Genomic DNA, 26,855 nt, shown 5'->3' with positions numbered 1-26,855 from the left:
TTCAGCCCAGCGCCTGAGTGACGAGGCCGAAGGTCCGCGCCTGACCGCTCGGGCCGTGATTGCGGCCGCGGATCATCGTCGTCACCGTGTCGAAGACGGTCATGCCGCAATCTTCGAGGAAACCGCCGAATTTGCCCTGCTCCTGGGCGGTGTCGACACGCAGGAACTGGCCGTCATGGGCAAGTACATGCGGCCGCACGAGCGCGATCGCGGCCTCGTCGCTCTCGGCAACGACCGGCCCGACGACATGGCCGCGGCCGAAGCGGCGGCAGAGGGCGAAGCCGACCAGCGCGCCCTCCCGCTCGATTACCGTGCCGGTCGCGAGCTTCATCAGCGCGGCCATCACGCGCGAGCGATCGGCGCCGTATGCGTCGGCGTCGAGCCGGGCGATCGCGTCGCCGTCCGCAGCGGTTGCTGGCCGGACCGCGAATTCGTCGGGCGCAGCGCCAGACGGCGCCTGGGCGCGGCCCTGATGCTGGAAGATGCGGCCGATCGGCTGGAAGTCGAGCGAACGGTAGAGACGGTAGCCGGCCCGCGTCGCGTTGAGCCTGAGGTCGCGATCGCCCGCCTGCTCGAAGATCGTGTCCATCAACCGCCGCCCGGCGCCCTGCATCTGCAAGCGCGGCGAGGTGATGACCATGCCCACCGTGGCGAAATGCGGCCCATATGGCCACCACATCGCCGAAGCCAGGGCCCGGTCGATCGCGTCGCAGGCGACGAAGCCGTGCCCGACTTCCAGCACGAAGCGCCAGTCCTCCGGCCGGTGCGGCCAGCTGACACCGACGGAGAGCTGGTGCGCCTGGGAGATATCCGCTTCTGTCATTGGCCTGATGGCGAGCTCGTAGTCGAGCCGGCGCCGAGCCATTCCGTGAGCCACCGTTGCAGGCCTCGTTCCTCGAATGCGAGGCGACTATAGGCAGGCACCGGGCTGCGGAGAACTGCAAAATTGTCCAAGAACCTGCCCGGCAAGACGGTATTCTCGACGGTCGGAGCCGGCTCGCCCGGCGGGGCGCGGCCGGTGCCGCCTGTCCGGAGCGCTGAGACCGTAATCTCATGAAACTCGAACCCTACTGGCTCGCGACGGCGCCGGGATTCACTGCCGGCTCCACGGCTCCGCTCGCCGGCAAGGTCGACGTCGCCATTGTCGGCGGCGGCTTCACCGGCCTGTCGGCGGCTCTCGCCTTGGCGAAATCGGGCGCGAGCGTCGCCGTGTTGGAAGCTGGCCGCGTGATCGGCGAGGCCTCCGGCCGCAATGGCGGACATTGCAACAACGGCCTCGCGCATGATCTCGGGAGCCTTGCCGCCAGCCTCGGCGAAGATCGGGCGGTCGCGCTCTATCGCGCCTTCGACAGCGCGGTCGACACCGTCGAGGCGCTGGTCGCGCACGAGGCGATCGACTGCGATTTCATCCGCACTGGCAAGATCAAGCTCGCGGCCAAGCCGGAGCATTTCGCCAAGCTGGAGAAGAGCGCCGTGCTGCTGCGGCGCACGGTCGAGCCGGACCTGACCGTCGTATCGCCGTCCGAGATTCGCCGCGAGATCGGCACGGACGGCTTCTTCGGCGGCCTCGTCTATCCGCGCAGCGCGCATATGCACATGGGCCGCTTCGGCGTCGGCCTCGCCGAGGCGGCGGCGCGAAATGGCGCGGCGATCCATGAGAATGCCGCAGTGACCGGGCTCGAGCGGCTGAACGGCCAGGTCCATCGCGTCGTCACCAGCCGTGGCACGCTGGAGGCGGGGCAGGTGCTCCTCGCGACCGGCGCCTCGCGCCGGGGGCCTTTCGCCTGGCTGAGGCGGCGGATCGTGCCGGTCGGCAGCTTCATCATCGCCACCGAGCCGCTCTCGCCCGAGCGCGCCGAGGCGATCATGCCGACGCGGCGGACGGCGACGACGACGAAGAATATCGGCAACTATTTCCGGCTCACCCCCGACAACCGGCTGATCTTCGGGGGGCGGGCGCGCTTTGCCCTGTCGAGCCCGGCATCGGACGCCAAGAGCGGTGCGATCCTGAGGGCCCGCATGCTGGAGCTCTTCCCCGAGCTTTCCGGCACGCGCATCGACTATTGCTGGGGTGGACTCGTCGACATGACGGCAGACCGGCTGCCGCGCGCCGGCGAGCGCGACGGCGTCTTCCACGCGCTCGGCTATAGCGGCCATGGCACCCAGATGTCGGTGCATATGGGCCAGGCGATGGCGAGGGTGATGGGCGGAGAGGCGAAGGCGAACCCCTTCGCCGGGCTCGAATGGCCGGCTGTGCCCGGCCATTTCGGCCCGCCCTGGTTCCTGCCCTTCGTCGGCGCTTATTACCGCTATCAGGACTGGCGCCACTGAGGGCGCTCCGGAACGCTACTCCGACGGCCGCCTGACGCGGCCGTCTGCGCTTCCGGTGCTCACGGACGAAAAGTCCGCTCCGCTCCGGTTCTCGACGACCACGCCAGTCGACTCGCCGGAGCGCGTTCCACAGCGCCCTCAGACGTGGCCTGCGCTACGCCTCCTTCTTCTGCCCGCTCATGGCGAGCAGGACGAGCAGGAAGGAAGCCGCCGTCAGCAGGGTCGAGATCGAGGCGATGGTCGGGTCGATCTCGTCGCGGAGCGCGGTGAACATGCGCTTGGTCAGGGTCTGATACTGACCGCCGGAGACGAAGAGCGCGATGATCGTTTCGTCGATCGCCGAGATGAAGGCGAAGACGGCGCCGGCGAAGACGCTGGCCTTGATCTGCGGCAGCGTCACGGTGAGGAAGGCCCGCAGGCGGTTCATGCCGAGGCTGCGCGCCACCATCTCCTGCGTCTTGTCGAAACTCTGCAGGCCGGCGACGACCGAGGTGATGACATAGGGCAGGCCGAGCATGACATTGGCCAGCACCAGCCCGGTCAGGGTCTGGATCAGGCCGAGCTTGGCGTAGACGAAGAAGATGCCGATCGCGACGATGATGATCGGCACGATCAGCGGCAGCATCAGCACCATGTGCAGCGACCGCATCAGCCGGTTCTGGGCATTGCTGATCGCATAGGCGGCGGCGGTGCCGAGCGGCGTCGCGATCAGCACGGTCAGCACGCCGAGCATCAGGCTCATCCGCGTGCCCTGCATCCAGTTCGGATTGCCGAAATACTCAGCGTACCAGCGTAGCGACAGCGCCGGCGGCGGGAAGGTCAGGAAGCGCGTGCTCGAGAACGACATCGGCACGATGATCAGCACCGGCAGCATCAGGTAGATCAGGATCAGCCCGATGAGGAGGCCGAAGGCCAGGCGCGGCAGCAGCGAGGTTTTCATTTCTGCCCCAGCATCTTGTCGAGCGGGATGATGCGGCCGACCGCGGCGAAGATCGCGAGCACGCAGACAAGGAGAACGACTCCAACTGCGCTCGCTGCGCCCCATTGCGCGTAGAGCTCGACATTGCGGCTCACCACCATCGAGATCATCACGGTGCGTCCGCCGCCGAGCAGCTCGGGCGTGATGTAGAAGCCGAGCGTCAGCACGAAGACGAGGGTGAGCCCGGCGACGACGCCCGGCAACGACAGCGGCAGGAAGATGTGCCGGAAGCTGTAGAGCGGGCCGCCGCCGAGGCTGGCGCCAGCGAGCATCAGCTCGCGCGGGATCTTCTGCATGGTCGAGTAGAGCGGCAGCACCATGAACGGCAGGAGGATGTGGACCGTGGCGATGACCGTGCCGAGCTCGTTGTGCACCATCGCCAAGGGTTCGGTGGTCAGCCCGAAGCGTTCGAGCAGCTGGTTGGCGACGCCGGTGCGCTGCAGCAGAACGAGCCAGGCATAAGCGCGCACCAGCACGCTGGTCCAGAACGGCAGCATCACGCAGGCCAGGATCAGCACGTTCCAGGGCCGCTTGGCGTGAGCCGCCGCATAGGCGACCGGATAGCCGAGCAGCAAGGTGAGGAGCGTCACCATCAAAGCGATGCGGAAGGTCAGCGCGAAGCTGCGCCAGTAGACTTCTTCCGTGAAGATGCGGCGGTAGTGCTCCAGCGTGAAGCCGTTGTCGTAGACGGACTGGGCCGCCAGCCATCCCACAGGGATCACCACCAGCGCGACGATCACCAGCACGGCGGGCGCCGCGAGCAGGGTCATCAGCGCCTGCTCGCGGCGCTGATGACGGAGGGATGGGTCGATCGTGCTAATGCTCATCTCGTCGCCCTCGTCATGCTCGGGCCTGGCCCGAGCATCTCCTGCGTCGGTTCACTTCTGCATGAACTGGAGCCAGCGCTTCTCGGCGGCCTCGCCGGCCGGCGAGGTCCACCAGGCATAGGACATCAGGGTCTGCACCTTGGCGTTCTCGGGCGCGCTCGGCAGCTCCTTGACCCGTGCCTCGGAGATGACCTTGGTGTCATAGGCCTTCGGATTGGCCGGGCCGTAGTCGATATGCAGCGGCAGGTTGGCCTGGTGCACCGGATCGACCGCCTCGTTCAGGAACTTGATTGCGGTCGGGAGGTTGGGCGCGCCCTTCAGCACGCAGAGCGAGGTACTCTGCAGGATGCCCTGGTTGTAGGTGTAGGTGACCTTGGCGCCTTCCTTGGCGAGCGCGCTGATGCGGCCGTTCCAGGCCATCACCATGTCGACCTCGCCATCGTTGAGGAGCTGCGCCGACTGGGCGCCGGAGGTCCACCACACCGTGATGTTCGGCTTGATTTCCTCGAGCTTCTTGAAGGCGCGGTCGACATCGAGCGGGTAGAGCTTGTCGGCGGCGACGCCGTCGGCCATCAGCGCCGCTTCCAGCGTCGCCAGCGGGTGGTTGCGCAGCGAACGGCGGCCGGGGAATTTCTTCACGTCCCAGAAATCGGCCCAGCTCTTGGGCGCGCTGGCCGCGTCCGGGAATTTCTTCAGATTGTAGCCGAGCACGCTCGAATAGAACTCGTAGGCGACCGAATAGTCGCTGCGATACTCGGCCGGCATCGCCGCGGCGTTCGGGATCTTGCTGAAGTCGAGCTTCTCGACGATGCCCTGCTCGCCGCCGCGCAGGCAGAAATTGGTGGCGACGTCGACGACGTCCCAGGTCGGCTTACCGGTCGCGACCTGCGAGCGCATGATCGGCCAGGCATCGGGCACGCTGTCCTGGTTGATGGTGATGCCGAGCTTCTTGGCGCTCGGGTCGAGGATTGCGATGGTCTGCGCCTTCTGATAGGCGCCGCCCTGCGAGACGAACATGATCTGCTCGGCTGCCATAGCGGAGCCGAGCATTGCGAGGGAAAACCCCGCTGCGGCGCAGGCGGTCCGGAAGTTCAAGCTCTTAGCCATGTCCTGTTCCCCTATTGTTTTGGATCGGAGCTTCGAGGCCTACCGTCCGATCGCATCCAGAAACTGGTACCAGCCGGCGACCAGACGGACCGCCGGTTCTCGAAGCGCATAGAAGGGCACGGGCCGCATGCGGCCGACGTCGAGCAGCCCGACATCGGGGCGTTCGCCGCGCGCGAAGGCGGCAAGGTAACGCCCCATCAGGCTGGACATGGCGACACCGGCGCCGTTGTAGCCCATGGCGACCATGACCCGGTCGTCGACGCGGCCGACATGCGGCACGGAATCGAGCGTCATCGCCACCAGCCCGGACCAGGAAAAGGCCAGCGGCACATCGGCGACCTGCGGGAAGATGCCGATCATCGCCTTGTGCAGGGCGGCGAAGGCGGCAGCGGAATCCGTCTTGCCGAAGGCGCCACGGCCGCCGAAGACGATCCGGTCGTCGACCATGCGGAACCAGCGCATCATCCGCTTGGTCTCGGTATAGGTCCGGCCCGTCGGCATCACGCTGGCAGCGAGATTTGGCGAGAGCTTTTCGGTCGCGATGATGGCGCTGCGGAACGGGATCAGGGTGCGCTGGTACTCGCGGGTCGCGGGCGTGAGATCCGAATAGCTGTTGGTGGCGATGATCGCCTGCTTCGCGCGCACGGTGCCGCGTGGCGTCTCGACCAGCACGCCGTCGCGCTCGCGTTTGAGGCTGAGTGCCGGCGTCTGGCTATGGACGGGGATGCCTTGTGCGGTCAGGCCGCGGGCGAGGCCGCGCAGATAGTTGAGCGGGTGGATGCCGCCCGAGCCGGCATTGAGCACGCCTCCGACGAAGCCGGCGGAGCCCGTCTCCTCGCGCACCTGCCCGGCATCGAGCACGGTCATCGTGGTGTCGCCGAATTCGGTGCGAAGCCACTGCGCTTCCTTCACCGCATAGGCCAGCGTCTCATGGTTGTGCGCGGCCTTGATCTGGCCGGCGCGGGTCAATCCGGCATCCCGGATGCCGTGGGTGTCGACCAGCTCGGCGACGATATCGGTCGCCTCATGGGCGATATCGTACATGCGTTTCGCCATGCCCCGGCCATGGCCGGCGGCGATCGCCGGGAAGGACAGGCGGAATTTGGCGGTGATGACGCCGCCATTGCGCCCGCTCGCGCCCCAGCCGGGCTCGTTCGCCTCGAGCACCAGTGGCGCAAGGCCGCTGGCTGCGAGATGGTGGGCAGCCGAGAGCCCGGTATAGCCGGCACCGATGATCACGACATCCGCCTGCGCATCGCCGGCGAGCGGCGACAAAGCGGGTAGCGGCGATGCCGTCGCCCGCCAGAGCGAGGGCGCGGCGTCGAGGGCCTGCCAGGATGTCGGCGCGGCCGTCACGGGATCAGGCCCGTTCCGCCTCGACCGCATCGGCAAGCGCCTTCAGCGTCGTGAAGTGATAATCGGGCTTGGTGATCTCGGGCACCGCCGGCGTGCCGCCGAAGCCCTTCTGCCCCTGACGCCGCTCGATCCAGCAGGTGGCATAGCCGAGCGACTTGGCGACGCGGATATCGTGATACTGGCTCTGCGCGACGTGGAGGATCTCCTCCTGCTTGTAGCCGAAGGCCGATTGCCGGCCGCGATTATAGGCGAAGTAGAGCGGATCGGGCTTGGGGTGGATCGCCTCGTCAGCGGTGATGCTGTCGTGGAACGGATTGCCGAGCGTGTGCGAGTAGCAGGTGAAGCTCGGCCGATCGGCATTGGTCATCGCCACCAGCCGGTAGTGCTTGCGCAGCCGCGTCAGAGCCTCTGCCGAATCCGGGAAGGCGGGATGGCGCAGGATGGCGAGCTGGAAGGCGTCGGCCGTGGCATCGTCATGCGGTAGGCCGAGCTCCTTGGCGAGGTGGATGTAGACCAGCTTCATCACCTCGCTGGAGCGCTCGTAATGCAGCTCGCGGCCCTTGAGGTAGGGCGCGAAGATCTCGTCGTCGCTGAGCCTGGCGGCCGCCGGGCCGCCGAGGCGCCGGACCGCGCCGAGGACGCCGGCCTCGAAGTCGATCAGCGTGCCGACGACGTCGAATGTGAGAACCTTGAAATCGCTGAGGGCCATGGTTTGGTATCTCTGCTCGGGAGGGGTCAGGCGCCGGCTTTCGGCACGATGATCGTGTCCTGCGGGTGGAGGCTGAGGGCGAGGCGCTCGCCGACCGGCGGGATGCGGCGGGCGGCTTCGTAGTGGCTGGGCTGGCGCAGGCTCAAGAGCGTGCCGTCGTCGAGGGTGAGGAAGACGCGCAGGCTCTCGCCCTGGAAGACGACATCGGTGACGCGGGCTTCGAGCCGGTTGCGCTCCGGGCTGCCGGAACCGTCCTCGACCAGCAGCTTCTCGGTCTGGATCGCGAGCACGAGTTCGCCATTAGGCGCGATCGGGCGGGCGCTCTTCAGCACCGTCCCGGCGAGGGAGACGCTGTCCGACCCCACGCGCTCGACCGGAAGCAACGTCGCCTCGCCGATGAAGCTGGCGACGAAGGCGTTGGCCGGGTGGTCGTGCAGGCGCTCGGGCCGGTCGATCTGGACCAGCTTGCCATCCTTCAGGATGGCGACCCGGTCGCTCATCGTCAGCGCCTCGCGCTGGTCGTGGGTGACGTAGATGATCGTCGCGCCCAGCCGCTTGTGGAGCTGGCGCAGCTCGATTTGCATATTTTCGCGTAGTTGCTTGTCGAGCGCCGAGAGCGGCTCGTCCATCAGGATCAGGCGCGGCTCGAAGATCATGGCGCGGGCGAGCGCGACGCGCTGGCGCTGGCCACCGGAGAGCTGGCCGATGCCGCGTTCCTCGTAGCCGGCGAGGTCGACCATGGCGAGCGCACCGCGGACCTTCTCGGCATAGGTCGATTTGGGCAGGCGCCGGGCCCGCAGGGGGAAGGCGACGTTCTCGCCGACGCTCATATGCGGGAAGAGCGCGTAGTTCTGGAAGACGATGCCGATGTCGCGCTTGTGCGGCGGGGTATAGGTGACGTCGCGCCCGCCGAGATGGACCGAGCCGCCGGAAGGCTGGATGAAGCCGCCGAGGATGCCGAGCAGGGTGGTCTTGCCCGAGCCGGACGGGCCGAGCAGCGAGACGAATTCCTGCGGGGCGATGTCGAGCGAGACGTCGTCGAGCGCGCGCACCGAGCCGTAATGCTTGCTCGCGGATCTGATCTCGACGCGTTCGCCGCCTATGTTGGCCATGGCACTCTCCCGTCCGGATACAGCGACATCGCGGCACTGCGTAGGCAAAGACCGTTTTCGGGACGGGCCATAAGGTGATCTTATGGCGATCCATGCCGGCGCTGGTGCTGTTCGACGGTGCGAGCCTCTGCCGGGCCGTCACCGCAAGCTGCATTCGATCAGCTCATGAAACGGGATTTCAGCTCCTTGTCGCAATTGCCAAATAATCAGGGAAAACATAACCTGGTGTAATGTCAGAGCTGCGCCGCATGGTCTCGTCGAGCAATGCGCTCTTCGTCTTCGAGGCGGCGGCGCGCAGTGGCAGTTTCACCCGCGCAGCCGAGGAGCTGAACGTTACACAGCCGGCGGTCAGCCGCATGCTGTCGCGCTTCGAGAGCCATCTCGGCCTGCGCCTGTTCGAGCGCGGCGGGAGGGGCGCGATCCTGACGCCGGAGGGCGAAGTGCTCTATCGCCGCGTCGCCGATGGCTTCCGCAGCATCGAAGCGGGCCTGCGCGAGGTCGAGCAGCTGCGCGGCGGCAAGGAGACGGTGACGATCTCGGTCTCCTCCGCCTTCACCACGCATTGGCTGATGCCGCGCATGGATCATTTCCAGCGCCGGTTTCCCTCGGTCGACCTGCGCTTCCAGATGATCGCCGGCTCGCTGCGCGGCCCGGTCGACAATGTCGATCTCGGCATGCGCTTCCTCGATGGCGACGAAGCGGTGCCAGCCGAGGCGATGGTGGTGCGCGAGGTCATGCTGCCGATCTGCAGCCCCGGCTACCGGCAGGCCGAGCCCGAAGCCGAGGTGACGGGCGAGGGCAACACGATCATCAACCTGACCGATTCCGCGCTCGACTGGGCCGAGCGCTATCCGCCCTTCGCCACCGGCCGGTCCGGGCCGGTCAAGACGCTGAGCTTCTCGGACTATGCCGTTGTGGTGCAGGCCGCGCTGCTCGGCCAGGGTGTCGCCTTCGGCTGGATCACGGTCGTCTCGCATGCGCTGAGGTCTGGCGCGCTGGTGCCGGCCAGCGACCGGCTGACGCGCGGCGAGCGCAACTGCGTGCTGCTGACGCCGCGCAACCGCCCGCCGAGCCCGGTCGTCCGCGAGATCCGGGACTGGATCGGGGCGGAGCTGAAGGCCGAGATCGAGGCGATCGACGCGCTCCACCCCGGCCTCGGTCTGAGGCAGGCCTGCTATGGCTGACGACGCTGCGCGGCGCCGTCAGCTTGCTATGTCGATCAGCACCGTCTTGTGCCGCAGGTTCTGCTCGACCGCCTGCCGGCCGAGATCCTTGCCGATGCCGGAACTCTTGTAGCCGCCGGTCGGCAGGATGAAGTCGAGCGTGCGGCTGTAGCGGTTGACCCAGACGGTGCCGGCCTGCAACCGGCGCACGGCACGCAGGCCGCGGCCGAGATCGCGGGTGTAGACGCCAGCGGCGAGGCCGTATTCGGGATGGTCGGCGAGGGCGAAGCCCTCGTCCTCGTCGGCGAAGGTCTGGATGGTGAGGACCGGTCCGAAGACCTCCTCGCGCACCGCCGCATTGTCGCCGGTCACGTTGGCGACGATCGTCGGCTGGTAGTAGGCGCCGCCATAGCCGGCCATCAGGCCGCCGCCGAGCAGCACCTCGCCGCCTTGCTCCCGGCTGGCGGTAACGATGCGGTCGATGCGGCGGGCCTGCGCCTCGGACACGATCGGGCCGAAATCGGTCGCAGCCTTCCAGGTATGCCCCGGCGTGATCCGGGGGAGCTTGACCTTCAGCAGGTCGATCAGGGCCTCCGCGATCGGGCGCTGCACGATCACCCGTGAGCCGGCGACGCAACCCTGGCCGGAATTGGCCAGGATCGAACCGGCAATGCAGCTTGCCGCCTTCTCCAGATCGGCATCGGCAAAGACGAGCTGCGGGCTCTTTCCGCCGAGCTCGAGCGTCACCGGCTTGATGCCGCTTTCGGCCGCCGCCTTCATGATCGCCGCGCCGGTCCGGGTCGATCCGGTGAACGAGATTTTGCCGATACCCGGATGGCGCGCCAGGGCATCGCCTGTGACGCCGGTACCCTGGACGATATTGAAGATGCCGGCCGGCATGCCCGCTTCGATCGCGAGCTGCGCCAGTCTGACGGCAGAAAAGGGCGTCAGTTCCGACGGCTTCAGCACGACGGCATTGCCTGCCGCGAGCGCCGGGCCGAGCTTCCATGACGCGGTGCTGAGCGGCACGTTCCAGGGCGCGATCGCGCCGACGACGCCATAAGGCTCGGAGACGATCAGGCCGAGATTGTCGCTGTGCGTCGCCGCGACCTCGCCCCCGAGCTTGTCGGCCCATTCGGCGAAGAAGCGGATGCCGTCGGCCGTGGCTGCGACGTCGCCGGTCACGGCCTGCGAGATCGGCCGCGTCGATCCGACGGCTTCGATCCGGCCGAGTTCTTCGGCATTGGCTTCGATGAGCTCGGCCCAGCGCCTCAAGATGCGGGCGCGCTCGCGGGGCGGTCTCGTCGCCCAGCCGCTGGCCGCGACTGCTGCATGGGCGCTGCCGACGGCCCGGTCGACCATGGCGGCGTCGGCTATCGGGATCTCGGCATAGTCGACGAGATCGGATGGGCGAGCGACCGTCATCGTCTCGCCGCCGCCGATCGCCTCGCCGGCGATGAAGTGCCCTGTCGTGACGTGTATCGCGGCCGGGTCGAAATCACCCGGCATGATCAGAGCCCGACCAGGCCCGGCAGGCCGCCAATGTCCTTGATCTCGTGCGTGCTGTAGTAGGGGTTGGACGGCTCGTGGCCGCGATTGACGAAGACGCGGCGGGCGATCTTCATGTCATAGGCGGTCATCTGGTCGTAGCGGAAGCTCGACGAGCAGTGCATCACATCCTGCGGCCCGCAGCCGAGCATGTCGAACATGTACTCGAAGGCGCGCATGCGGGGCTTGTAGGCCTGGGCTTCCTGCGCGGTGTAGGCGGCGTGGAAGGGCGCGCCGAGCCTGGCGACCGAATGCGGGATCAGACTCGTCATCGAGTTGGAGAGGATGACGAGCGGAATTTCCTTGGCGACCTTGGCAAGACCTGCCGGCACGTCGGGATGCGGGCCCCAGCTCGGGATCTCGTCGATGATGGCCTGGGCATCGGCCGGATCATAGGCGATGCCGAGCAGCTTGCAGCTCCGCTCCACCGCATTGCTGACGACGTCCTGATAGGGCTTCCAGGCGCCGAGGACCTCGTCGAGGCGATAGCTTGAGAAGGCGTCGCAGAAGGCGTCCATCTGCTCGGGCGAAAGCCGGCTGGCATAGGCGCGCCGGGCGGCCGGAGCCATCTCGAAATAGATCAGCGTGCCGTAGCAGTCGAAGGTGATGAATTTCGGCCGGAAGCTGCTCATCGTCTCGCTCTCGATCGTTGCGACGGCTCTCTGCCGTTGGGAAGAGGCTAGAGTGAGAGCGCGGGGAGGGAGGCGGAATCCGATCGGCGCGACCGAATATTCTGCCGATGAACCGGCTTGCTTCGGCATGGATTGCTGCGGCCGCCGGAGCAGGATGGACAGGCCAGTCCGCCTCGCCGAAGTTCGGCTGAACCAACCCTCAAGCGAATCCCCATGACCGTCGAAACTGTTCTCGCCGATCTCGTCGGCTTTCCCTCCGTCTGCCGCACCCCGAACGGGGCGATCATCGAGCATGTCCGGGCCTATCTCGCCGGCCATGACGTCGACAGCGTGATCGTGCCGGGGCCGGAGGGTGACCGCGCCAACCTGTTCGCGACGATCGGGCCGAAGGTCGAAGGCGGCGTCATCCTCTCGGCCCATCTCGATGTGGTTCCGGCGGCGCCGGAAGGCTGGGTCGGCGATCCCTTCAAGCTGCGGCGCGACGGCGAGCGCCTGATCGGGCGCGGCGCGGTCGACATGAAAGGCTTCGTCGCCTGCATGCTGGCGAGCGTTCCCGACCTCATCGGCAAGAAGCTGGCGCGGCCGGTGCATATCGCGCTGTCCTATGACGAGGAGGTCGGCTGCGTCGGCGTGCGCCATCTGATCGCGCGCCTGCCGGAGCTATGTCCGCCGGTGATCGGCTGCATCGTCGGTGAGCCGAGCGGTTTGCGGCCGGTGCTGGCCCATAAGGGCAAGATCGCCCAGCGCGTCACGGTCGATGGCAAGGCAGGCCATTCCTCGCGCACCGATCTCGGCGACAACGCGATCCACTATGCCGCCGGCCTCATTGCCGCGATCCATGAAGAGGCGCTGCGCCATGCCCGGCAGGGGCCTTTCGCCGAAGCTTTTGCGCCGCCCTATTCGACGATCCAGGTCGGCGTGATCAAGGGCGGCACCGGCATCAACATCGTGCCGGCGCAATGCGTGTTCGAGGTCGAGGCCCGCGCCATCGCCGGGCAGGAGCCCGCCGCGCTGCTCGGCTTCCTGCCCGGTGTCGCCGAGCGGATCGCGCGCGAGGCTGCCGCGACCGGGCACAAGGTCGCGTTCAGCTTCGAGACCATGAGCGACTACCCGCCGCTCGCCCTCGACGAGACCGATCCGCTGGTCGCCTTCACCGAGGCTGCTTCTGGCCAGGCGCGCCAGGCCGCCGTCAGCTATGGCACCGAGGCCGGCCGGTTCCAGCGCGCCGGCATCGCCGCGATCGTCTGCGGCCCCGGCGATGTCGACCGCGCCCACAAGCCGGAAGAGTACATCACCGACGCCGAGCTCGCCGGAGCGATGGCGATGATCGCTGATGTCGCCGACCGGCTCAGCTGACCTTCAGAACTCGCCGATCGCGCCGCGGGAGCCGTCGACGAGGCGCGAATGCCTGAACGGGCTGGGGTCAACGATCGGCGTGTCGCCGGTGGCGAGATCGGCGGCGAGATGGCCGGCGGCAGGGCCGAGGCCGAAGCCGTGGCCGCTGAAGCCGGCCGCCAGCACGAAGCCCGAGAGGCCGGCAACCGGCGAGATCACCGGCACGGCGTCTGGCGTTGAATCGATATAGGCGCCCCAGCTTTCGCGCACGGCGACGGTCTTGAGGGTCGGGAACATGGCGTGGGCACGCTCCAGCAGGGTTGTCACCGCACGCCGGCTGGGCGCCGGATCGAGCACGCGGATCGTCTCGAAGGGCGTGACCTCGTCGAGCTTCCAGCTGCCGAAGGCCTCCGGCCCGCTGAAGAAGGAGGAGCCGATGCCGAGCTCGACCGCCTTCAGCCGCTTGATGAACATCGGCAGGAACTCGCGGGCATAGCGCAGGCCCTGCGGCGTGATCTCGAGCGTGCCCTTGCCGCTGATAGCAACCGTGTAGCTGCCGTCGAGCCGGCGGGTCAGCGCGATCTCCGGTGTATAGAACGCGTCGAGGAAGTCCGGCGCTGCTTCGGTGCGCAGGCTTGTGGCGCGGATGCTCGCCTGCGGGAAGGCGATGCCATGGCGGAGGCAGAAGGCCGAGGCCCAGGCGCCGCCGGCGAGCACGACCGCATTGGTCCGGATCGTGCCCTTCTCGGTGACGACACCGGTGACCGCGCCATTGGTGATGTCGAGCCCGCGTGCGGCGCAGCCTTGATGGACGCTGGCGCCGTTGCGGCGGGCGCCGTCGGCCATCAGCGGCGCTGCGAGCGACGGCTCGGCCTTGCCGTCGGTGACGGAATGCAGGCCGCCTAGCCAGCTCTGCCCGCTGGCGGCGGTCATCGCCGCGGTCTCGTGCCCGGTGAGCATCGTGGTCTCGACGTCGAAGGCCTTGGCCGTCTCGCGCCATCGCTCCCATTGCGCCAGCTGCGCGGCGTCGTTGCTGGCGTAGACCAAGCCGCAGCGCCGGAAGCCGCTGTCGCGGCCGAGCTGCTCGCTCAGTCTCTCCCAGAGGTCCATGGCGCGGATCGCGAGCGGCAGTTCGCGGGCGTCGCGGTTCTGCTTGCGGCACCAGCCCCAGTTGCGGCTCGACTGCTCACCGCCGACCACGCCCTTCTCGACCAGCGCCACCGAGCGGCCGCGCCGCGCCAGATAATAGGCGGCGGCGGCGCCGACGATGCCGCCGCCGATGACGACGACATCCGCTGCCGCAGGCAGCGCCTCGCTGCTGGCGATGCGTTCGATGGTCGGCGGCATGGAAGGCTCCGGAAGAAGCTGCACCGCAGGGCGGCTGGACTGCGTGGTCAGGGCAGGGCGAGCGTCACATCAGCCCGGGCTCGCCGAGGTCGGTCCCGTCGACGAGGCGGCTGTAGCGATAGGGGGTGGGATCGACGATCGGGCTGTCGCCGGTGACGATGTCGGCCGCGAGCCGCCCCGCCGCGGGGCCGATGCCGAAGCCATGGCCGCTGAAGCCGGCCGAGACGTGCAGGCCCGGCAGCTTGTCGACCGCGGAGATGACCGGCACCCAGTCGGGCGTGAAGTCGATCAGCCCGCCATATTTGTGCTTGATCTCGACAGTGGCGAGCTGCGGAAAGATCTCGGCGAGCCGCTTCTTGGCGAAGGTGATCAACTCTTCCTGCGCCGGCGGGTCATAGGTCCGCATCCGCTCGAAGGGCGAGATCGAACCATTGCTCCAGCGCATCAGCGCCTCGGGGCCGAAGAAGAAGGACTTGCCCGCGCGGATGGTGAGGAGTCTGTGGCGCTTCTTGAAGGTGCGCCAGAACGGCTTGGCGTTGAGCATGCCGTGCGGCGAGAGCTCGAGCAGGCCGCGCCCGCTGATGCCGACCGTGTATCCGCCATCGACCCGGCGGCGGATGGTGAGGTCGGGCGTCGAGATGCCGCCGGTCGTGATCTCCGGCGCCGGCCCGGTGAAGAACGAGGTCGACTTGATGCCGGCAAGCGGCATGCTGATGCCGTGGTGGCGGGCAAACATCGCCGTCCAGACACCGCCGGAGAGCAGCACCGTGGCGGTGCGGATCGTGCCTTTCTCGGTGACGACGCCGGAGACACGTCCCGCCGCGGTCTCGAGCCCGCGCGCTGCGCAATCCTGGTGGATGGTGACGCCGAGACGGCGCGCCGCTTCGGCGATGGCCGGAACCGCCATCGCCGGCTCGGCGCGGCCATCGGTCGGCGAATGCACGCCGCCGACCCAGTCACCCTTGGCGTGCGGTGCCAGAGCCCGGGCCTCCTCGGGGCTCAGCATGCGCGTCTGCATCTGGTACTGGCGGGCCTTCTCGCCCCAGCCCTCCCAGGCATCAAGGTCGGATTGGCGCGTCGTCAGATAGGTCAGGCCGCTGCGGCGGAAGCCGACATCGGCTCCGACCTCTTCGGAGAGTCCGTTCCACATCTCGACCGCCCGCATCGCCAGCGGCAGCTCGCGCAGGTCGCGGTTCTGCTGGCGGCACCAGCCCCAGTTCCGGCTCGACTGCTCGCCGGCGAGATAGCCTTTCTCGACCAGTGCGACCGAATGGCCCTTCTTCGCCAGGTGGTAGGCGGCGGTGACGCCGGCGATGCCGCCGCCGATGACCACGACATCGGCTGCTGCGGGGAAGGCTCCGTCGCTTTGGACGCGGTTGACCGGGGGCGACATGGCGGCGTTGTCCTTGGCGGGAGAGGTCGTGCTGGCAGCGCCGACCGGGCGGGAGGCCGGTATTCAAGCCCGATCCGCCTGGAACCCTATGCCAAAGGGAGGGCAGGATTCGGCAGATTCTTTTAGTTGTCCCCGCACAGGACGGTGACCATCGCCGGTCGCGGCCTGCCTATGATGGGGCCGGGCCGTCAATTCGACGGCCGATACGGCCAGCCGCCAAGCAAAAGGCGGCGGCCGTGCCACGGTCTCGTGAGGCCGTCGACAACGAGGGGATCAACGATGAACAAGCCGTCCATGAAGGCGTCCGGCCTTGCTCTGCCTGCCCTGCATCGCCGCGAGGTCCTGGCGCTGGGCGCCGGCGGCATCCTCGCCGCGTCCGGTCTTGGCGCTCGCGCCCAGGGCAAGGCGCCGCCGCCCCCACCCGCAAAGCCGAGCGGCCAGGTCGTGGTCGGCCTGTCGCAGGAGCCGACGGCCTTCAACCCGCTGATGCCCGGCATCGAGGTCGACGAGACCGTCTGGATGCAGGTCTTCAACACCATGTGGCTGGCCCAGCCCGACGGCTCGCTGGTCCCCGACCTCGCGGCCGAGGTGCCGAGCGAGGCCAATGGCGGCATCTCGGAAGGCGGCCTCGCCTGGAAGGTCAAGCTGCGCGAGGGCATCACCTGGCACGACGGGGCGCCCTTCACCGCAGAAGACGTCAAGTACACGCTCGAGCTGATCAATGCGCCGGGCTTCAAGGCGCGCACCCGCGTTGGCCACTCGCTCGTCAAGGACATCAAGGTCACCGGCCCGCTGGAGATCTCCTGGCGCATGGAGAAGGCCTATGCGCCCTATCTCGCGCTGCTCTCCAACACCTTCATCGTGCCCAAGCACCTCCTGGAGAAGGCGGCCGACCCGAACACCGCGCCGTTCAATGGCGCGCCGGTCGGCACCGGCCCGTTCAAATGGGGCACGCGCACGCCGGGCGACAACATCCAGCTCGTCGCCAATGAGAAGTACCACGGCAAGGGGCCGTATCTGGAGAAGGCGGTGCTGAAATACGTGCCCGACCAGACCGCGCTCTATGCCCAGTTCCGCACCGGCCAGGTCGACCTGATCATCGGCACCGGCATCCCGGCGAATTTCTACGCCGAGGCGATCAAGCTGCCCGGCCGCAAGGTGGTGAAGATCCCGAGCGCTTCGCTCGAGGTGCTGATGCCGAACCTCGAGCACCCCGTTCTGTCCGACAAGGCGGTGCGCAAGGCCCTCTATGCCTCGATCAACAAGCAGGCGATCATCGACATCGTCTTCTACGGCCTGCACATCCCGACCGAATCCTTCATGCCGCAGGAATCCTGGGCCTATGACCCTAACCTGCCCAAGCAGGTCTACGATCCGGCGCTCGCCGGCAAGATCCCTCGACGATGCCGGCTGGAAGCGCTCCGGCTCGGGTGTGCGCATGAAGAACGGCGTGCCGCTCGAATTTGCCGTCTCGACCACGACGGGCGCCGCCCTGCGCGAGCAGTGCCAGCAGCTGATGCAGCAGGACTGGCAGCAGATCGGCATCAAGATGGCGATCAACAACATGCCCGCCGCCGTGATCTGGGGCGAGTTCTACACCCGCTCCAAGTTCCAGTCCCTGCTGGTCGGCACCGCCTTCCGCACGGTGATCGACCCCGATCCGGCGCACCGTTTCGGCTCGGATGCGATCCCGGCCAAGAGCGGCAACGGCGCCAACCAGATGCAGTGGCAGAACGCCGAAGCCGACGCGCTGATGAAGCAGGGCCAGGAGACCTTCGACCAGGAGAAGCGCAAGGCGATCTACCAGAAGCTGCAGGTGCTGGTGCGCGAAGAGCTGCCGATCCTGCCGGTCTACCAGTACGCCCCGGTCGAGGGCTACAAGGAGGGGTTGATCGGCTATCAGCCTAATATCAACGCCAGGCAGAATACCTGGAACATGGGCCAGTGGTACTGGGCCAAGTGACATGACGCGTGACGTGAACCGCGCCGGCATGAAGCCGGCGCTGGCAGGAGGTAGCGCGCCATGATCGCCTTCCTCCTGCGCCGGCTCGGACAGTCGCTGCTGCTGCTGCTGATCGTCTCGGTGATCGGCTTCGCGATCCTGCATCTGGCGCCGGGCGGGCCGATGTCGCAGTTCGCCGCCGGCGGCGACATGACCCAGGCCGATCTCGACCGCATCGCCGAGCAGCTCGGCCTCAACCGCCCGCTGCCGGTGCAATATGTCGAATGGCTCTGGCGCATGCTGCGCGGCGACTGGGGCGTGTCCTATCGCGACCAGCAGCCTGTGCTGCACATCATCGCCTCGCATATCGGCGCCACGCTGGAGCTGATGCTGACCTCGACGCTGCTCGCCATGGTGATCGGCGCCTGGGTCGGCATCCTCGGCGCGATCCGGCGCTATTCGCTGTTCGACTCGCTCGCCACGGTCGGCGCCATGATCGCGCTCTCGATCCCGACCTTCTGGTTCGGCCTTGTCATCATCTACGTTTTCTCGGTTGGGCTCGGCTGGCTGCCCTCGGGCAACCGCTACACCATGGGCGACGGCTCGTTCCTCAACCAGGTGCATCACCTGATCGGCCCCTGCATCGTGCTGGCGCTGGTCTCGACGGCGGTGTGGAGCCGCTACATGCGCTCCTCGATGCTCGAGGTGGTCAACCAGGACTATATCCGCACCGCCCGCGCCAAGGGCGTGCCGGAGCGGCAGATCCTGCTGCGCCACGCCCTGCGCAACGCGCTGCTGCCGATGATCACCATCACCGGCCTGCATGTGCCGACGCTGCTTTCCGGCGCCCTGGTGACCGAGACGGTCTTCACCTGGCCCGGAATGGGCCGGCTCTTCCTCGATCCGATTAGCTATCGCGACTACCCCGTCGTCATGGGCATCCTGATGTTCACCGCCGTGCTCGTCCTGATGGGGTCGCTGCTCGCCGATCTGCTTTACGGTGTCGCCGACCCGCGCATCTCGAGGGGCGGGCGATGAGCGGCGTGCCCTTCGCCAGCACGGCAGAGCCGGCTTTGCCGCCGGCCCCCGGCTTCTGGAACAGCCCGGGCCTGCGCCGCTTCCGGCGCCACAGGCTCGCCGTCTTCGGCGCGGCGACGATCGTCTTCCTGACGCTCGCCTGCATCGTCGGCCCCTGGCTCCTGCCTTACACCGACACCTTCATCGACATCCGCAACCGCTTTGCGCCGCCCTTCTCGGGCCCGCATGTGCTCGGTACCGACCCGCTCGGACGCGATATCCTCGCACGCCTGCTGATGGCGGGGCGGATATCGCTGGCGGTCGGCTTTTCGGCCATGGCGATCGCGATGGCGATCGGCATCGTCGTCGGCATGGTCGCCGGCTTCTACGAAGGCGTGCTGGGCGCTGCGCTGATGCGCTTCGTCGATGCGATGCTGTGCTTCCCCTCGATCTTCCTGCTGCTGGCGATCTCGGCGCTGATCTCGCCTTCGGTTCCGTCGATCATCCTGTTGATCGCGATGACCTCGTGGATGGAGGTCGCCCGTGTGGTCGAGGCGCAGATCCGCTCGCTGAAGACACGCGAATTCGCCCAGGCCGCTGTCTCCTTCGGCGCGAGCAACCGGCGCATCATGGTCCGCGAGCTTTTGCCGAACGCGATCGCGCCGATCGTCGTCGCGGCGACGCTCAATGTCGCCCACGCCATCCTGGCCGAGAGCTACATCTCCTTCCTCGGCTTCGGCATCCAGCCGCCGACGCCGAGCTGGGGCAACATGCTCGAAAGCGCCCAGAGCTACCTCACCAGCGCGCCCTGGCTCGCCATCATCCCGGGCGCCGCGATCACGCTCGCAGTCACCAGCTTCAACTTCATCGGCGACGGCCTGCGCGATGCGCTCGACCCGAGGATGGAAGGCCAGTGACGGGAGAGGTCGCTGAGCTCTGGCGCTACCCGGTCAGCTCGATGGCCGGCGAGCAATTGGCCAAAATCCATGTCCAGGCTAGCGGCGTAGCCGGTGACCGGATTTGGGGGCTGCTCGATGCCGCGACCGGGCGCATCGCTTCACCCGGCCGCGAGAAGCATTTCATCGGCGTGCCGCGCACCCATGCCAAAGCCGTTGGCGACGGCGTCACCCTCTCGCTCGACGGCGAGACCTGGGCGGGGCCGGGCGATGCGGAGCTGCTGGCGGCCCTGTCGCAGGCCTTCGGTTTCATGCCGGTGCTGAAGCCGTTCGATGCCTTCGGTTCGGGTGGCTTCAGGCCGCGTTACGAGCATGCGCCGATCCATCTCGTCACCAGCGCGGCGCTGCGCAGTCTCGAGCGAGAGCTGCCCGGCAGCGTGATCGACGCTCGACGTTTCCGGCCGAACATCCTCGTCGATTGGCCCGATGGAACGGAGGCCATACCCGAGCATGGCTGGATCGGACGCGAGATCAGGGTCGGCGACGTCGTGTTGCGCGGACGCGAGCCCTGCGGCCGCTGCGGCTTCATCACGATAGCGCAGGAGGGCCTTCCTCAGGACGTCGAAATCCTGCGGACGGTGGTCAAGCGCCATGAGCGCAATTTCGGAATCTATTGCGACGTGGTGACGCCCGGCGAGGTCGCGGCCGGCGCAGTGGTCACTGTCAATTGAAACCAGGCGGCTATTCGGCTGCCTGCGCAATTCCGAGAATATCCTGCGCGACCTCGGGGATTTGCGGATAGTCCCGCCGAACGGCGGCGAAGGCCGCGGCAAGGTCGAGCTTGCCGGAAGCGTCCCGCATCACCGCGAACAGCTTGGTCTTGGTGAAGAAGCGCCAGTGGACCGGCAAACCGGCCAGCAGCCGCGTCAGCACCGCATAATTCTCAACCGTCCAGATCTGTTCGAACGCGTCCCGCTCCGGGCCGAAATGGAAATGCGTCTTGTGGGCGCGCGTCCTCAGCTCGGCTCGCAACACCGCCGTCGCATCGTGATCGACAGTGTCTCCCTCGATCACCACGCCGTAGAGCGCTCGCGCGGCACCAGGGCTGACATAGCCGCGCTCTACATCGAGCAGCACCCGTTCCGGCTCGCGCTCCAGTGGCGAGCCGCGCCCGCCGCCGCCCGGTGAATGGATGTGGATCACGTCGCCCGGCTCGGCGACGGCGATGTCGGTATTGCCGAGGATGCGCTCATTGGGGCGGCCGGGATTGATGATGAAGTTCGAGGTCTCGGCAGAGAGGCCGCCGAGCGTGCCCCAGGGCCGGAAATGCGAGCGGTCGCGGTTGCGCACGGTGATCCGCGAGTTGGGCGAGAACACCTTGAACTCCATCACCGTCGCGAGCCCGCCGCGCCAGCGCCCGGCGCCGCCTGAATCCGGCAGGAGTCCGTAGCGCATGAAGCGGATCGGCACCTCGGTCTCGGTGATCTCGATCGGCGTGTTCTTGAGATAGGCGGCGTCGGCGCCCGAGCCGTTGGGCCCGTCGCGATGCGGCATGCCGCCGCCGCCGCCGACCACCGGGTTGATCGCCGCAATGACGCTGCGATGCGTCTTCTCGTCGGTGGTCATCACGTTCACGATCGAGCTGGAGCCGGCCGGCGCCGCCGGCAGGCGCTCGGGCGCGGCGAGGCTGAAGGCGCCGAAGATCAGGCTGCGCAGCCGCGCGCAGGTCAGGCTGCGCATGCCGACCGCCGCCGGGAAGGAGGGGTTGAGCACCGTTCCTTCCGGCGCGATGCAGGTGAAGGGCCGGGTCAGGCCGGAATTGAGCAGGAGCTGCGGGTTCAGCGTGTAGAGCACGTAGTAGACGCCGACGAGCAGCAGCGTATGGCGCGGGTCGGAGCCGGTCGGCACGTTGAGCGAGGAGCCGAGCTGCGGGTCCGATCCCGTGAAGTCGAGGACCGCCTCGTCGCCCTTGATGGTCAGGGTCAGCGCCAGCCGGCAGGGATTGCCGTCGACGCCATCCTCGTCGGCATAGTCGGAGAAGACATATTCGCCGTCGGGAATGGAGCGCAGGATCTCGCGGGCCTGATGCTCGGCATAGTCCATCAAACCGTCGAGCCCGTCCATGAAGCCCTTCGCGCCGAACTTGGCGACCATCGCCTGGATCTTGCGCTCGCCGGTGTTGAGCGCGCCGGCCAGCGCTTTGAGGTCGCCCATGTTCAGCGCCGGCTTGCGCACATTCATCATCATGATGCGCAGCACGGTCTCGTCGAAGGCGCCGTCGCGCATCAGCGTCATCGGCGGGAAGCGGATGCCCTCCTGATGGATCTCGGTGAGCGAGCGCGACAGGCTCGCCGGCACGGCCCCGCCCATGTCGGTGTTGTGGACATGGCCACCGACGAAGCAGACGATCTGCCCCTCATGGAAGATCGGCTTCCACAGATGCGTGTCGGGGGCATGGGTCGCGAGATAGCCGCTATAGGGATCGTTGGTGAAGGCGATGTCGCCCGGGCGATACTCCGGCACCATCTCGATGGCGCGGTTGTAGTTCATGCCCGGATACCAGGTCGCGCCGAGATCCATCGGCACGGCGACGACGCGCCCGGTGCGGTCCATCACCATCACGGTGAAGTCCTCCGTCTCCTTGACGAAGGTGGAATGGGCCGTGCGGTAGAGCGTGTAGGCCATGTTCTCGGCCGCGGCCCGGCAATGATTGGCCAGGACCTGCAGGGTGACCTTGTCGACCATGATCAGGCTCCCTCGCGCAGGATGAGATTGAGGTTGAGGAAGGCGTCGACCTTCGCCTCGAAACCGGCGGGTATGCAGATCGTGGTGTCCTCCTGCGCAACCACGGCCGGGCCGGAGAAATGCTGGCCGCAGCGCAGCGCCTCGCGATGGAAGAGCGCGATCTCGCGCTTGCTGCCGTCGAGCCAGACCGTGATGAAGCGCGCCGGGATGGCGGCCTCCTCAACCGCCTCGCTCGCAGGAGAAAGCTCGGGCCGCGGCGTCGCGCCGGTGATGACGAGGCGCAGATTGACAATCTGGACCTCGGCCGCCTCGTCGTTGAAGTCGTAGATGGCAAGATGCTGGCGGTGGAAGGCGGCGCGGATCGCGGCGAGATCGCCCTCGACGAGCCAGCCTTCCGAGAGCGGCACCTCGATCTCGAAGGACTGGCCGTGATAGCGCATGTCGGCGCTCAGGCTTTCGACGACCGGCCCGGTGAAGCGCTGGTCCTCACGGATCCAGGCGAGTCCGTCGCGCTTGAGCTGCGCCAGCGCCTCACGCAGCTGCGGCAATGAGGCCGGCTCTGCCGCTGCGAAGACGCTCTGGATGAAGTCGCCCTTCAGATCGGCGATCAGCCCGCCCAGTGCGCTGACGACGCCGGGCCGGCGGGGCACCAGCACGCGCGGAATGCCGAGCTCGCGCGCCAGGAAGCAGCCGAGCATCGGTCCGGCGCCGCCGAACGGCATCAGCGCGAAATCGCGCAGGTCGACGCCATAGCGCGCGACGAGCTTGTTGACCTCGACGAACATCTCGGAGACGGCGATGGCGATGATCGCCTCGGCCGTCGCCTCTGCGCTGCGGCCGAGCATTGCGGCGACCTCGCCGACCGCTTTCTGCGCCAGGTCGCGCCTCATGCCGATCTGGTCGTAGGCGAGGGCGGTGTGGCCAAGGAAGCCGCAGGTCGCCATCGCGTCGGTTACGGTGGCGCGGGCGCCGCCGCGGCCATAGCAGGCGGGACCGGGGGTAGAGCCGGCGCTTTCGGGGCCGACCTTGAGCACGCCGAAGGCGTCCGCCCAGGCGATCGAGCCGCCGCCGGCGCCGATCGAGGTCACCGAGACGCTCGGCACATAGAGCGGGAAGTCGCCGACGACCTCGCCGGTGCCGAATTGCGGCTGGCCGTCGATGATCAAGGCAAGGTCGGCACTGGTGCCGCCGATGTCGAGGGTGAGGATGTTCTTCGCACCCGCCTGCTCGGCGAGATAGGCGGCGCCGATCACGCCGGAGGCGGTGCCCGAAAGCAGCATGTTGACGCAGGCGCGCTTGCCGGTCGCGGCGTTCATCACCCCGCCATTCGACTTGGTCAGCATCGGGCCGGCCGGCACGCCACGCGAGGAGAGCGCCTCCTCGAGCGCATCGAGATAGCCGCAGACGCGTGGATGGACGTAGCCGTTCAGGATCGCGGTCGTGGTGCGCTCATATTCGCGGATCACCGGCCAGACCTCGCTGGTGGTGAACACGAAGAGCTCCGGCGCGAGCTTGGCGATCAGCGCCCTAGCCTCGGTTTCGTGAGCGGGATTGCGGTAGGCATGCAGGAAAGAGACGATCACGCCGTCGACGCCGAGCCGCTTGAGCTTCTCAATCGCATCCGAAAGGGCCTCGCAGTCGAGCGGTTCGGCGATGCTGCCATCGGAGAGGATGCGCTCGCCGACGCCGAAGACGCGGTCGCGCGGGATGAGCTGCTCCGGGCGGGCGCAGAACAGCGAATACATGTCCGGCATGCGCAGGCGCGCCAGCTCGATCACATCCTCGAAGCCGGCGGTGGTGACGAGGCCGAGCCGGCTGCCCTTGCGCTGGATGATGGTGTTGATGCCGACCGTGGTGCCGTGGACGAAGGAGACGATCTCCTCCGGCGCAACGGCATGGCGCTCGTTCAGCAGGTCGAGCCCGGCGAGGAGCTCGCGGCCCGGGGCGTCAGGTGTCGTCAAGACCTTGATGGTCTCGACGCGGCCGCTGCCGGTTTCCAGCGCGCAGAAGTCGATGAAGGTGCCGCCGATGTCGACGCCGATACGCCAGCTCATGATGCGCCTGTTCAAGAAAGGACGAGCGAGTCTTGGCGGCCATGCCTCCAGGGGTCCAACACCAAAACCACGATGCCGGATAAGCCGGCCTTATGCCTCGGTTGCTGTCGGCGCAGGCTGGTCGAGATCGAGCTGCTGGCAGGCCGTGCGGATGTGGTTGCGCAGCAATTCATGGCTGCGCGACAGCGGCCGGCGCGTGCTGGTGAGCAGGCAGAGCGGCAAGGCGACATGCGGCCGGAACGGGCGCGTCACCAGGCCGGGGAAATTATGCCAGGGCAGGAGCCCGTCGACGACGGCGATGCCGAGGCCCTGCTGCACGAAGGCGAGCGCGATGATCGAGACGTCGATCTCCATCTCCGGCCGGAAGGGCAGGCCTTGCTTGGCCAGTGCGTCGCGCAGCAATTGCCCGGGCAGCGATTCGGCGCGGTAGGAGATCAGCGTCTCGCCATCGAGATCCTCCGCGCCGACAGAATCGCGCTCGGCCAGCGGATGCCCGGCGGGCAGGACACAGACCACGCGAGTGTAGCCGACCACCTCCGTCTCGATGAAGGGCGTGGGCTGGTCCATCATGGCGATGCCGAGCCCGGCCTGATCGCGGTCCAGCATGGTGACGATCACCTCGGCCGGCACGACATAGGACAGGACGCGCGTATTCGGATGCGCAGCGCGGAAATGGCGCAGCGCCTCCGGGACGAAGGAGAGGGACGGCGGCGCCGAGGCGGCGAGGCGGACGAGACCGGCCTTGCCGAGACGCAGGTCGCGTGTGCGCCGCCGCAGCGTTTCGAGGTCGCCGAACAGGCGCTCGACCTCGGGGTAGATCTCCTCGGCTTCCGGTGTGGGGATCAGCCGGCCCTTGACCCGCAGGAACAGCTTGAAGCCGAGCTCGTCCTCGGTGTGCAGCAGGATCTGGCTGAGCGCCGGTTGCGAAACGTTGAGCGCCTCGGCGGCGCCGGTCAACGTGCCGCAGCGCATGACCATGCGGAAGACTTCGATCTGGCGGGCACGCATGGCGCGATCCTAGAGGCAACCGCTACAGCTGTCAGCCGCCGCGCGCTCGGCAATTGCCGAACTCGAACTCATCTGCCCGCGACGGATCAACTGTACGCCCATACTCAAACCGGACGCCGAGAAGCGGACGTTCCCCACGTCGGCACCCGCCCGATGCCGAAGCCATCCAGGTTCGCGCTGCATCGATCCGACTCGCCGTCAGTTGCCGGCTCAGTTCATGTTGTCGCGCAGGAAGATCTCGATGCGGATGCGCTCCTGGTCGGGCAGGATCGGTTCGCCTGAGACCTCTGCCATCAGCACGCGCGCCGCGGAGCGCGCCTCATGGCCCGGATCCTGGTTGATCACCGCGGCGACGGTGCCGGAGAGGAGGCCGCGCCGCGTCGCCTCCGTCAGCTCATGCGCGATGAAGACGAGCGGTCTGCCGGCGGCCTCGAGCGCCGCGACGATGCCCTCATTGCCGGCGCCGACATTATAGAGCCCGATCAGGTCGGGATGCTTGGCGAGGAGCCGGGCCACCGCGGCTTCGTTGCGTTCGCTCTGGTCGCGCTCTTCCAGCACCGGCAACAGGGTCAGTTCGGGGTACTCGCCGGACAGCACCTGCTGAAAGCCGAAGAGCCGCTCGACATGGTCGCGCAGTGACATCGAGCCCAGGATGACGCCGACCGGCCCGCTGCGACCGCCGAGGAAGCGGCCCATCAGCGAGGCGCTGGTGCGGCCCGCCGCCGGGTTGTCGATGCCGACATAATGGGCGCGGCGGGAGGTTGGAGCGTCCGAGACCAGCGTAACGACGGGAACGCCGCGCGCCACCAGATCGTCGATGGCGGCGCGGACCTTGGGATGATCGAGCGCCACCGTGGCGACGCCGTGAAAATGGTCGGCGAGGCCGGACAGCCCGCTCGCCAGCGCCTCGGGATCGAAGACGTCGAGTTGCAGCACGTCGATGAAGGCGTTCTGGGGTTCCAGCCAATCCGAGATGCGGCGCACCTGCTGCATCAGGCCGGCCATGAAGGCGTTGGTGCTGGAGGGCAGGATGAAGGCGAAGCGGAAGGACTGGCCGCGCGCCAGCCGCGCCGCCGCCGGATTGGCCCGGTAGTCGAGCTTGGCGATCGCCCGCCTGACGCTTTCGACGGTCTTGGCGCGGACCCCTTCGCGCTGGTTCACGACTCGGTCGGCCGTGGCGAGCGAGACGCCGGCCTCGCGCGCCACATCCTCCAGCGTCGCCCTCCTGATCGAGGCCCGGCTCTGATCCACCTTGCTCTCCACGAACTCTCCTCGAACCTGCGCCGCGGCGATGGAATTTTGCTTCGCGGGCAGAGCAGGCCTTGGCATTTGCGAAGGCGCCGAGTCCAGCCGT

At 67.6% G+C, this 26,855-nt stretch carries 21 protein-coding genes and 1 pseudogene; 7 read left to right on the top strand and 15 right to left on the bottom strand.

Annotated features, from left to right (window positions below; all coding sequences use genetic code 11):
* Position 1: 1 nt before the first annotated feature.
* Positions 2–865 carry a GNAT family N-acetyltransferase gene (locus QO058_RS11740; RefSeq protein WP_284172194.1) on the bottom strand — a complete coding sequence of 288 codons (864 nt, stop codon included), beginning with the start codon at positions 863–865 and terminating at the stop codon, positions 2–4.
* A 188-nt stretch (positions 866–1,053) separates the two neighbouring features.
* Here QO058_RS11740 and QO058_RS11735 point away from each other — a divergent pair, with 188 nt between their 5' ends.
* On the top strand, positions 1,054–2,331 hold the full coding sequence (locus QO058_RS11735) for an NAD(P)/FAD-dependent oxidoreductase (protein WP_284172193.1): 1,278 nt from the start codon (positions 1,054–1,056) through the stop codon (positions 2,329–2,331).
* Positions 2,332–2,485: 154 nt separating this feature from the next.
* Here the strand turns inward: QO058_RS11735 and QO058_RS11730 are convergent, their stop codons facing one another.
* The 6 genes from QO058_RS11730 to QO058_RS11705 all read right to left on the bottom strand — a co-directional run bounded on the left by QO058_RS11730 (position 2,486) and on the right by QO058_RS11705 (position 8,421).
* A complete protein-coding gene (locus QO058_RS11730; RefSeq protein WP_284172192.1) occupies positions 2,486–3,271 on the bottom strand; it encodes an ABC transporter permease in 786 nt (261 codons plus the stop codon).
* A complete protein-coding gene (locus QO058_RS11725; protein ID WP_284172190.1) occupies positions 3,268–4,137 on the bottom strand; it encodes an ABC transporter permease in 870 nt (289 codons plus the stop codon). The genes QO058_RS11730 and QO058_RS11725 overlap by 4 nt, the downstream gene beginning before the upstream one ends.
* 51 nt (positions 4,138–4,188) lie before the next feature.
* Positions 4,189–5,187 carry an ABC transporter substrate-binding protein gene (locus QO058_RS11720; RefSeq protein WP_284172871.1) on the bottom strand — a complete coding sequence of 333 codons (999 nt, stop codon included), beginning with the start codon at positions 5,185–5,187 and terminating at the stop codon, positions 4,189–4,191.
* A 96-nt stretch (positions 5,188–5,283) separates the two neighbouring features.
* Positions 5,284–6,630: an NAD(P)/FAD-dependent oxidoreductase gene (locus QO058_RS11715; RefSeq protein WP_432212038.1), complete on the bottom strand. Its 1,347-nt coding sequence runs from the start codon at positions 6,628–6,630 to the stop codon at positions 5,284–5,286.
* Positions 6,605–7,309: an HAD-IA family hydrolase gene (locus tag QO058_RS11710; RefSeq protein ID WP_284172187.1), complete on the bottom strand. Its 705-nt coding sequence runs from the start codon at positions 7,307–7,309 to the stop codon at positions 6,605–6,607. Before QO058_RS11710 ends, QO058_RS11715 begins: the two co-directional genes overlap by 26 nt.
* Positions 7,310–7,335: 26 nt before the next feature.
* Complete coding sequence (locus tag QO058_RS11705) at positions 7,336–8,421, bottom strand: ABC transporter ATP-binding protein (RefSeq protein WP_284172185.1); 1,086 nt, start codon at positions 8,419–8,421, stop codon at positions 7,336–7,338.
* 230 nt (positions 8,422–8,651) lie between these two features.
* Between QO058_RS11705 and QO058_RS11700 the strand changes: the two genes are divergently transcribed.
* Positions 8,652–9,605 carry a LysR family transcriptional regulator gene (locus tag QO058_RS11700; RefSeq protein ID WP_284172183.1) on the top strand — a complete coding sequence of 318 codons (954 nt, stop codon included), beginning with the start codon at positions 8,652–8,654 and terminating at the stop codon, positions 9,603–9,605.
* An 18-nt stretch (positions 9,606–9,623) separates the two neighbouring features.
* Here QO058_RS11700 and QO058_RS11695 read toward each other — a convergent pair whose 3' ends face one another.
* On the bottom strand, positions 9,624–11,093 hold the full coding sequence (locus tag QO058_RS11695; protein ID WP_284172181.1) for an aldehyde dehydrogenase family protein: 1,470 nt from the start codon (positions 11,091–11,093) through the stop codon (positions 9,624–9,626).
* A gap of 2 nt (positions 11,094–11,095) precedes the next feature.
* A complete protein-coding gene (locus QO058_RS11690) occupies positions 11,096–11,764 on the bottom strand; it encodes a haloacid dehalogenase type II (RefSeq protein WP_284172180.1) in 669 nt (222 codons plus the stop codon).
* Positions 11,765–11,977: 213 nt separating this feature from the next.
* Between QO058_RS11690 and argE the strand changes: the two genes are divergently transcribed.
* Complete coding sequence (argE, locus tag QO058_RS11685; RefSeq protein ID WP_284172179.1) at positions 11,978–13,120, top strand: acetylornithine deacetylase; 1,143 nt, start codon at positions 11,978–11,980, stop codon at positions 13,118–13,120.
* Between the two features lie 3 nt (positions 13,121–13,123).
* Here the strand turns inward: argE and QO058_RS11680 are convergent, their stop codons facing one another.
* Positions 13,124–14,446 (bottom strand): NAD(P)/FAD-dependent oxidoreductase, encoded by a 1,323-nt coding sequence (locus tag QO058_RS11680; RefSeq protein ID WP_284172178.1) that lies wholly within the window; start codon positions 14,444–14,446, stop codon positions 13,124–13,126.
* Positions 14,447–14,510: 64 nt separating this feature from the next.
* Complete coding sequence (locus tag QO058_RS11675; protein ID WP_284172177.1) at positions 14,511–15,839, bottom strand: NAD(P)/FAD-dependent oxidoreductase; 1,329 nt, start codon at positions 15,837–15,839, stop codon at positions 14,511–14,513.
* A gap of 279 nt (positions 15,840–16,118) precedes the next feature.
* On the opposite strand from QO058_RS11675, the pseudogene QO058_RS31400 reads away from it, so the two are divergent.
* The 4 genes and pseudogenes from QO058_RS31400 (at position 16,119) to QO058_RS11655 (ending at position 20,425) form a co-directional block, all read left to right on the top strand.
* Positions 16,119–17,802 (top strand): annotated as a pseudogene (locus QO058_RS31400) (peptide ABC transporter substrate-binding protein).
* Between the two features lie 60 nt (positions 17,803–17,862).
* Positions 17,863–18,819, top strand: coding sequence for an ABC transporter permease (locus QO058_RS11665; RefSeq protein ID WP_284172176.1), 957 nt, complete (start codon positions 17,863–17,865; stop codon positions 18,817–18,819).
* On the top strand, positions 18,816–19,715 hold the full coding sequence (locus QO058_RS11660; RefSeq protein ID WP_284172174.1) for an ABC transporter permease: 900 nt from the start codon (positions 18,816–18,818) through the stop codon (positions 19,713–19,715). The genes QO058_RS11665 and QO058_RS11660 overlap by 4 nt, the downstream gene beginning before the upstream one ends.
* Entirely contained in the window at positions 19,712–20,425 is a 714-nt protein-coding gene (locus QO058_RS11655) for an MOSC domain-containing protein (protein WP_284172173.1), read from the top strand. The genes QO058_RS11660 and QO058_RS11655 overlap by 4 nt, the downstream gene beginning before the upstream one ends.
* A gap of 10 nt (positions 20,426–20,435) precedes the next feature.
* Here QO058_RS11655 and QO058_RS11650 read toward each other — a convergent pair whose 3' ends face one another.
* The 4 genes from QO058_RS11650 to QO058_RS11635 form a co-directional block, all read right to left on the bottom strand.
* Positions 20,436–22,439, bottom strand: a complete 2,004-nt coding sequence (locus QO058_RS11650; RefSeq protein WP_284172172.1) for a hydantoinase B/oxoprolinase family protein — start codon at positions 22,437–22,439, stop codon at positions 20,436–20,438.
* Positions 22,440–22,441: 2 nt separating this feature from the next.
* Positions 22,442–24,493, bottom strand: a complete 2,052-nt coding sequence (locus QO058_RS11645; protein ID WP_284172171.1) for a hydantoinase/oxoprolinase family protein — start codon at positions 24,491–24,493, stop codon at positions 22,442–22,444.
* A gap of 90 nt (positions 24,494–24,583) precedes the next feature.
* Entirely contained in the window at positions 24,584–25,501 is a 918-nt protein-coding gene (locus tag QO058_RS11640; RefSeq protein ID WP_284172170.1) for a LysR family transcriptional regulator, read from the bottom strand.
* Positions 25,502–25,711: 210 nt separating this feature from the next.
* Positions 25,712–26,752 carry a LacI family DNA-binding transcriptional regulator gene (locus QO058_RS11635; RefSeq protein WP_284172167.1) on the bottom strand — a complete coding sequence of 347 codons (1,041 nt, stop codon included), beginning with the start codon at positions 26,750–26,752 and terminating at the stop codon, positions 25,712–25,714.
* Between the last annotated feature and the right edge of the window lie 103 nt (positions 26,753–26,855).

Origin of the sequence: Bosea vestrisii (assembly GCF_030144325.1) — a bacterium.
Lineage (GTDB): Bacteria > Pseudomonadota > Alphaproteobacteria > Rhizobiales > Beijerinckiaceae > Allobosea > Allobosea vestrisii_A.
Note: the sequence above shows the minus strand (reverse complement) of the source record. Positions and strands in the feature narration are given on the sequence as shown.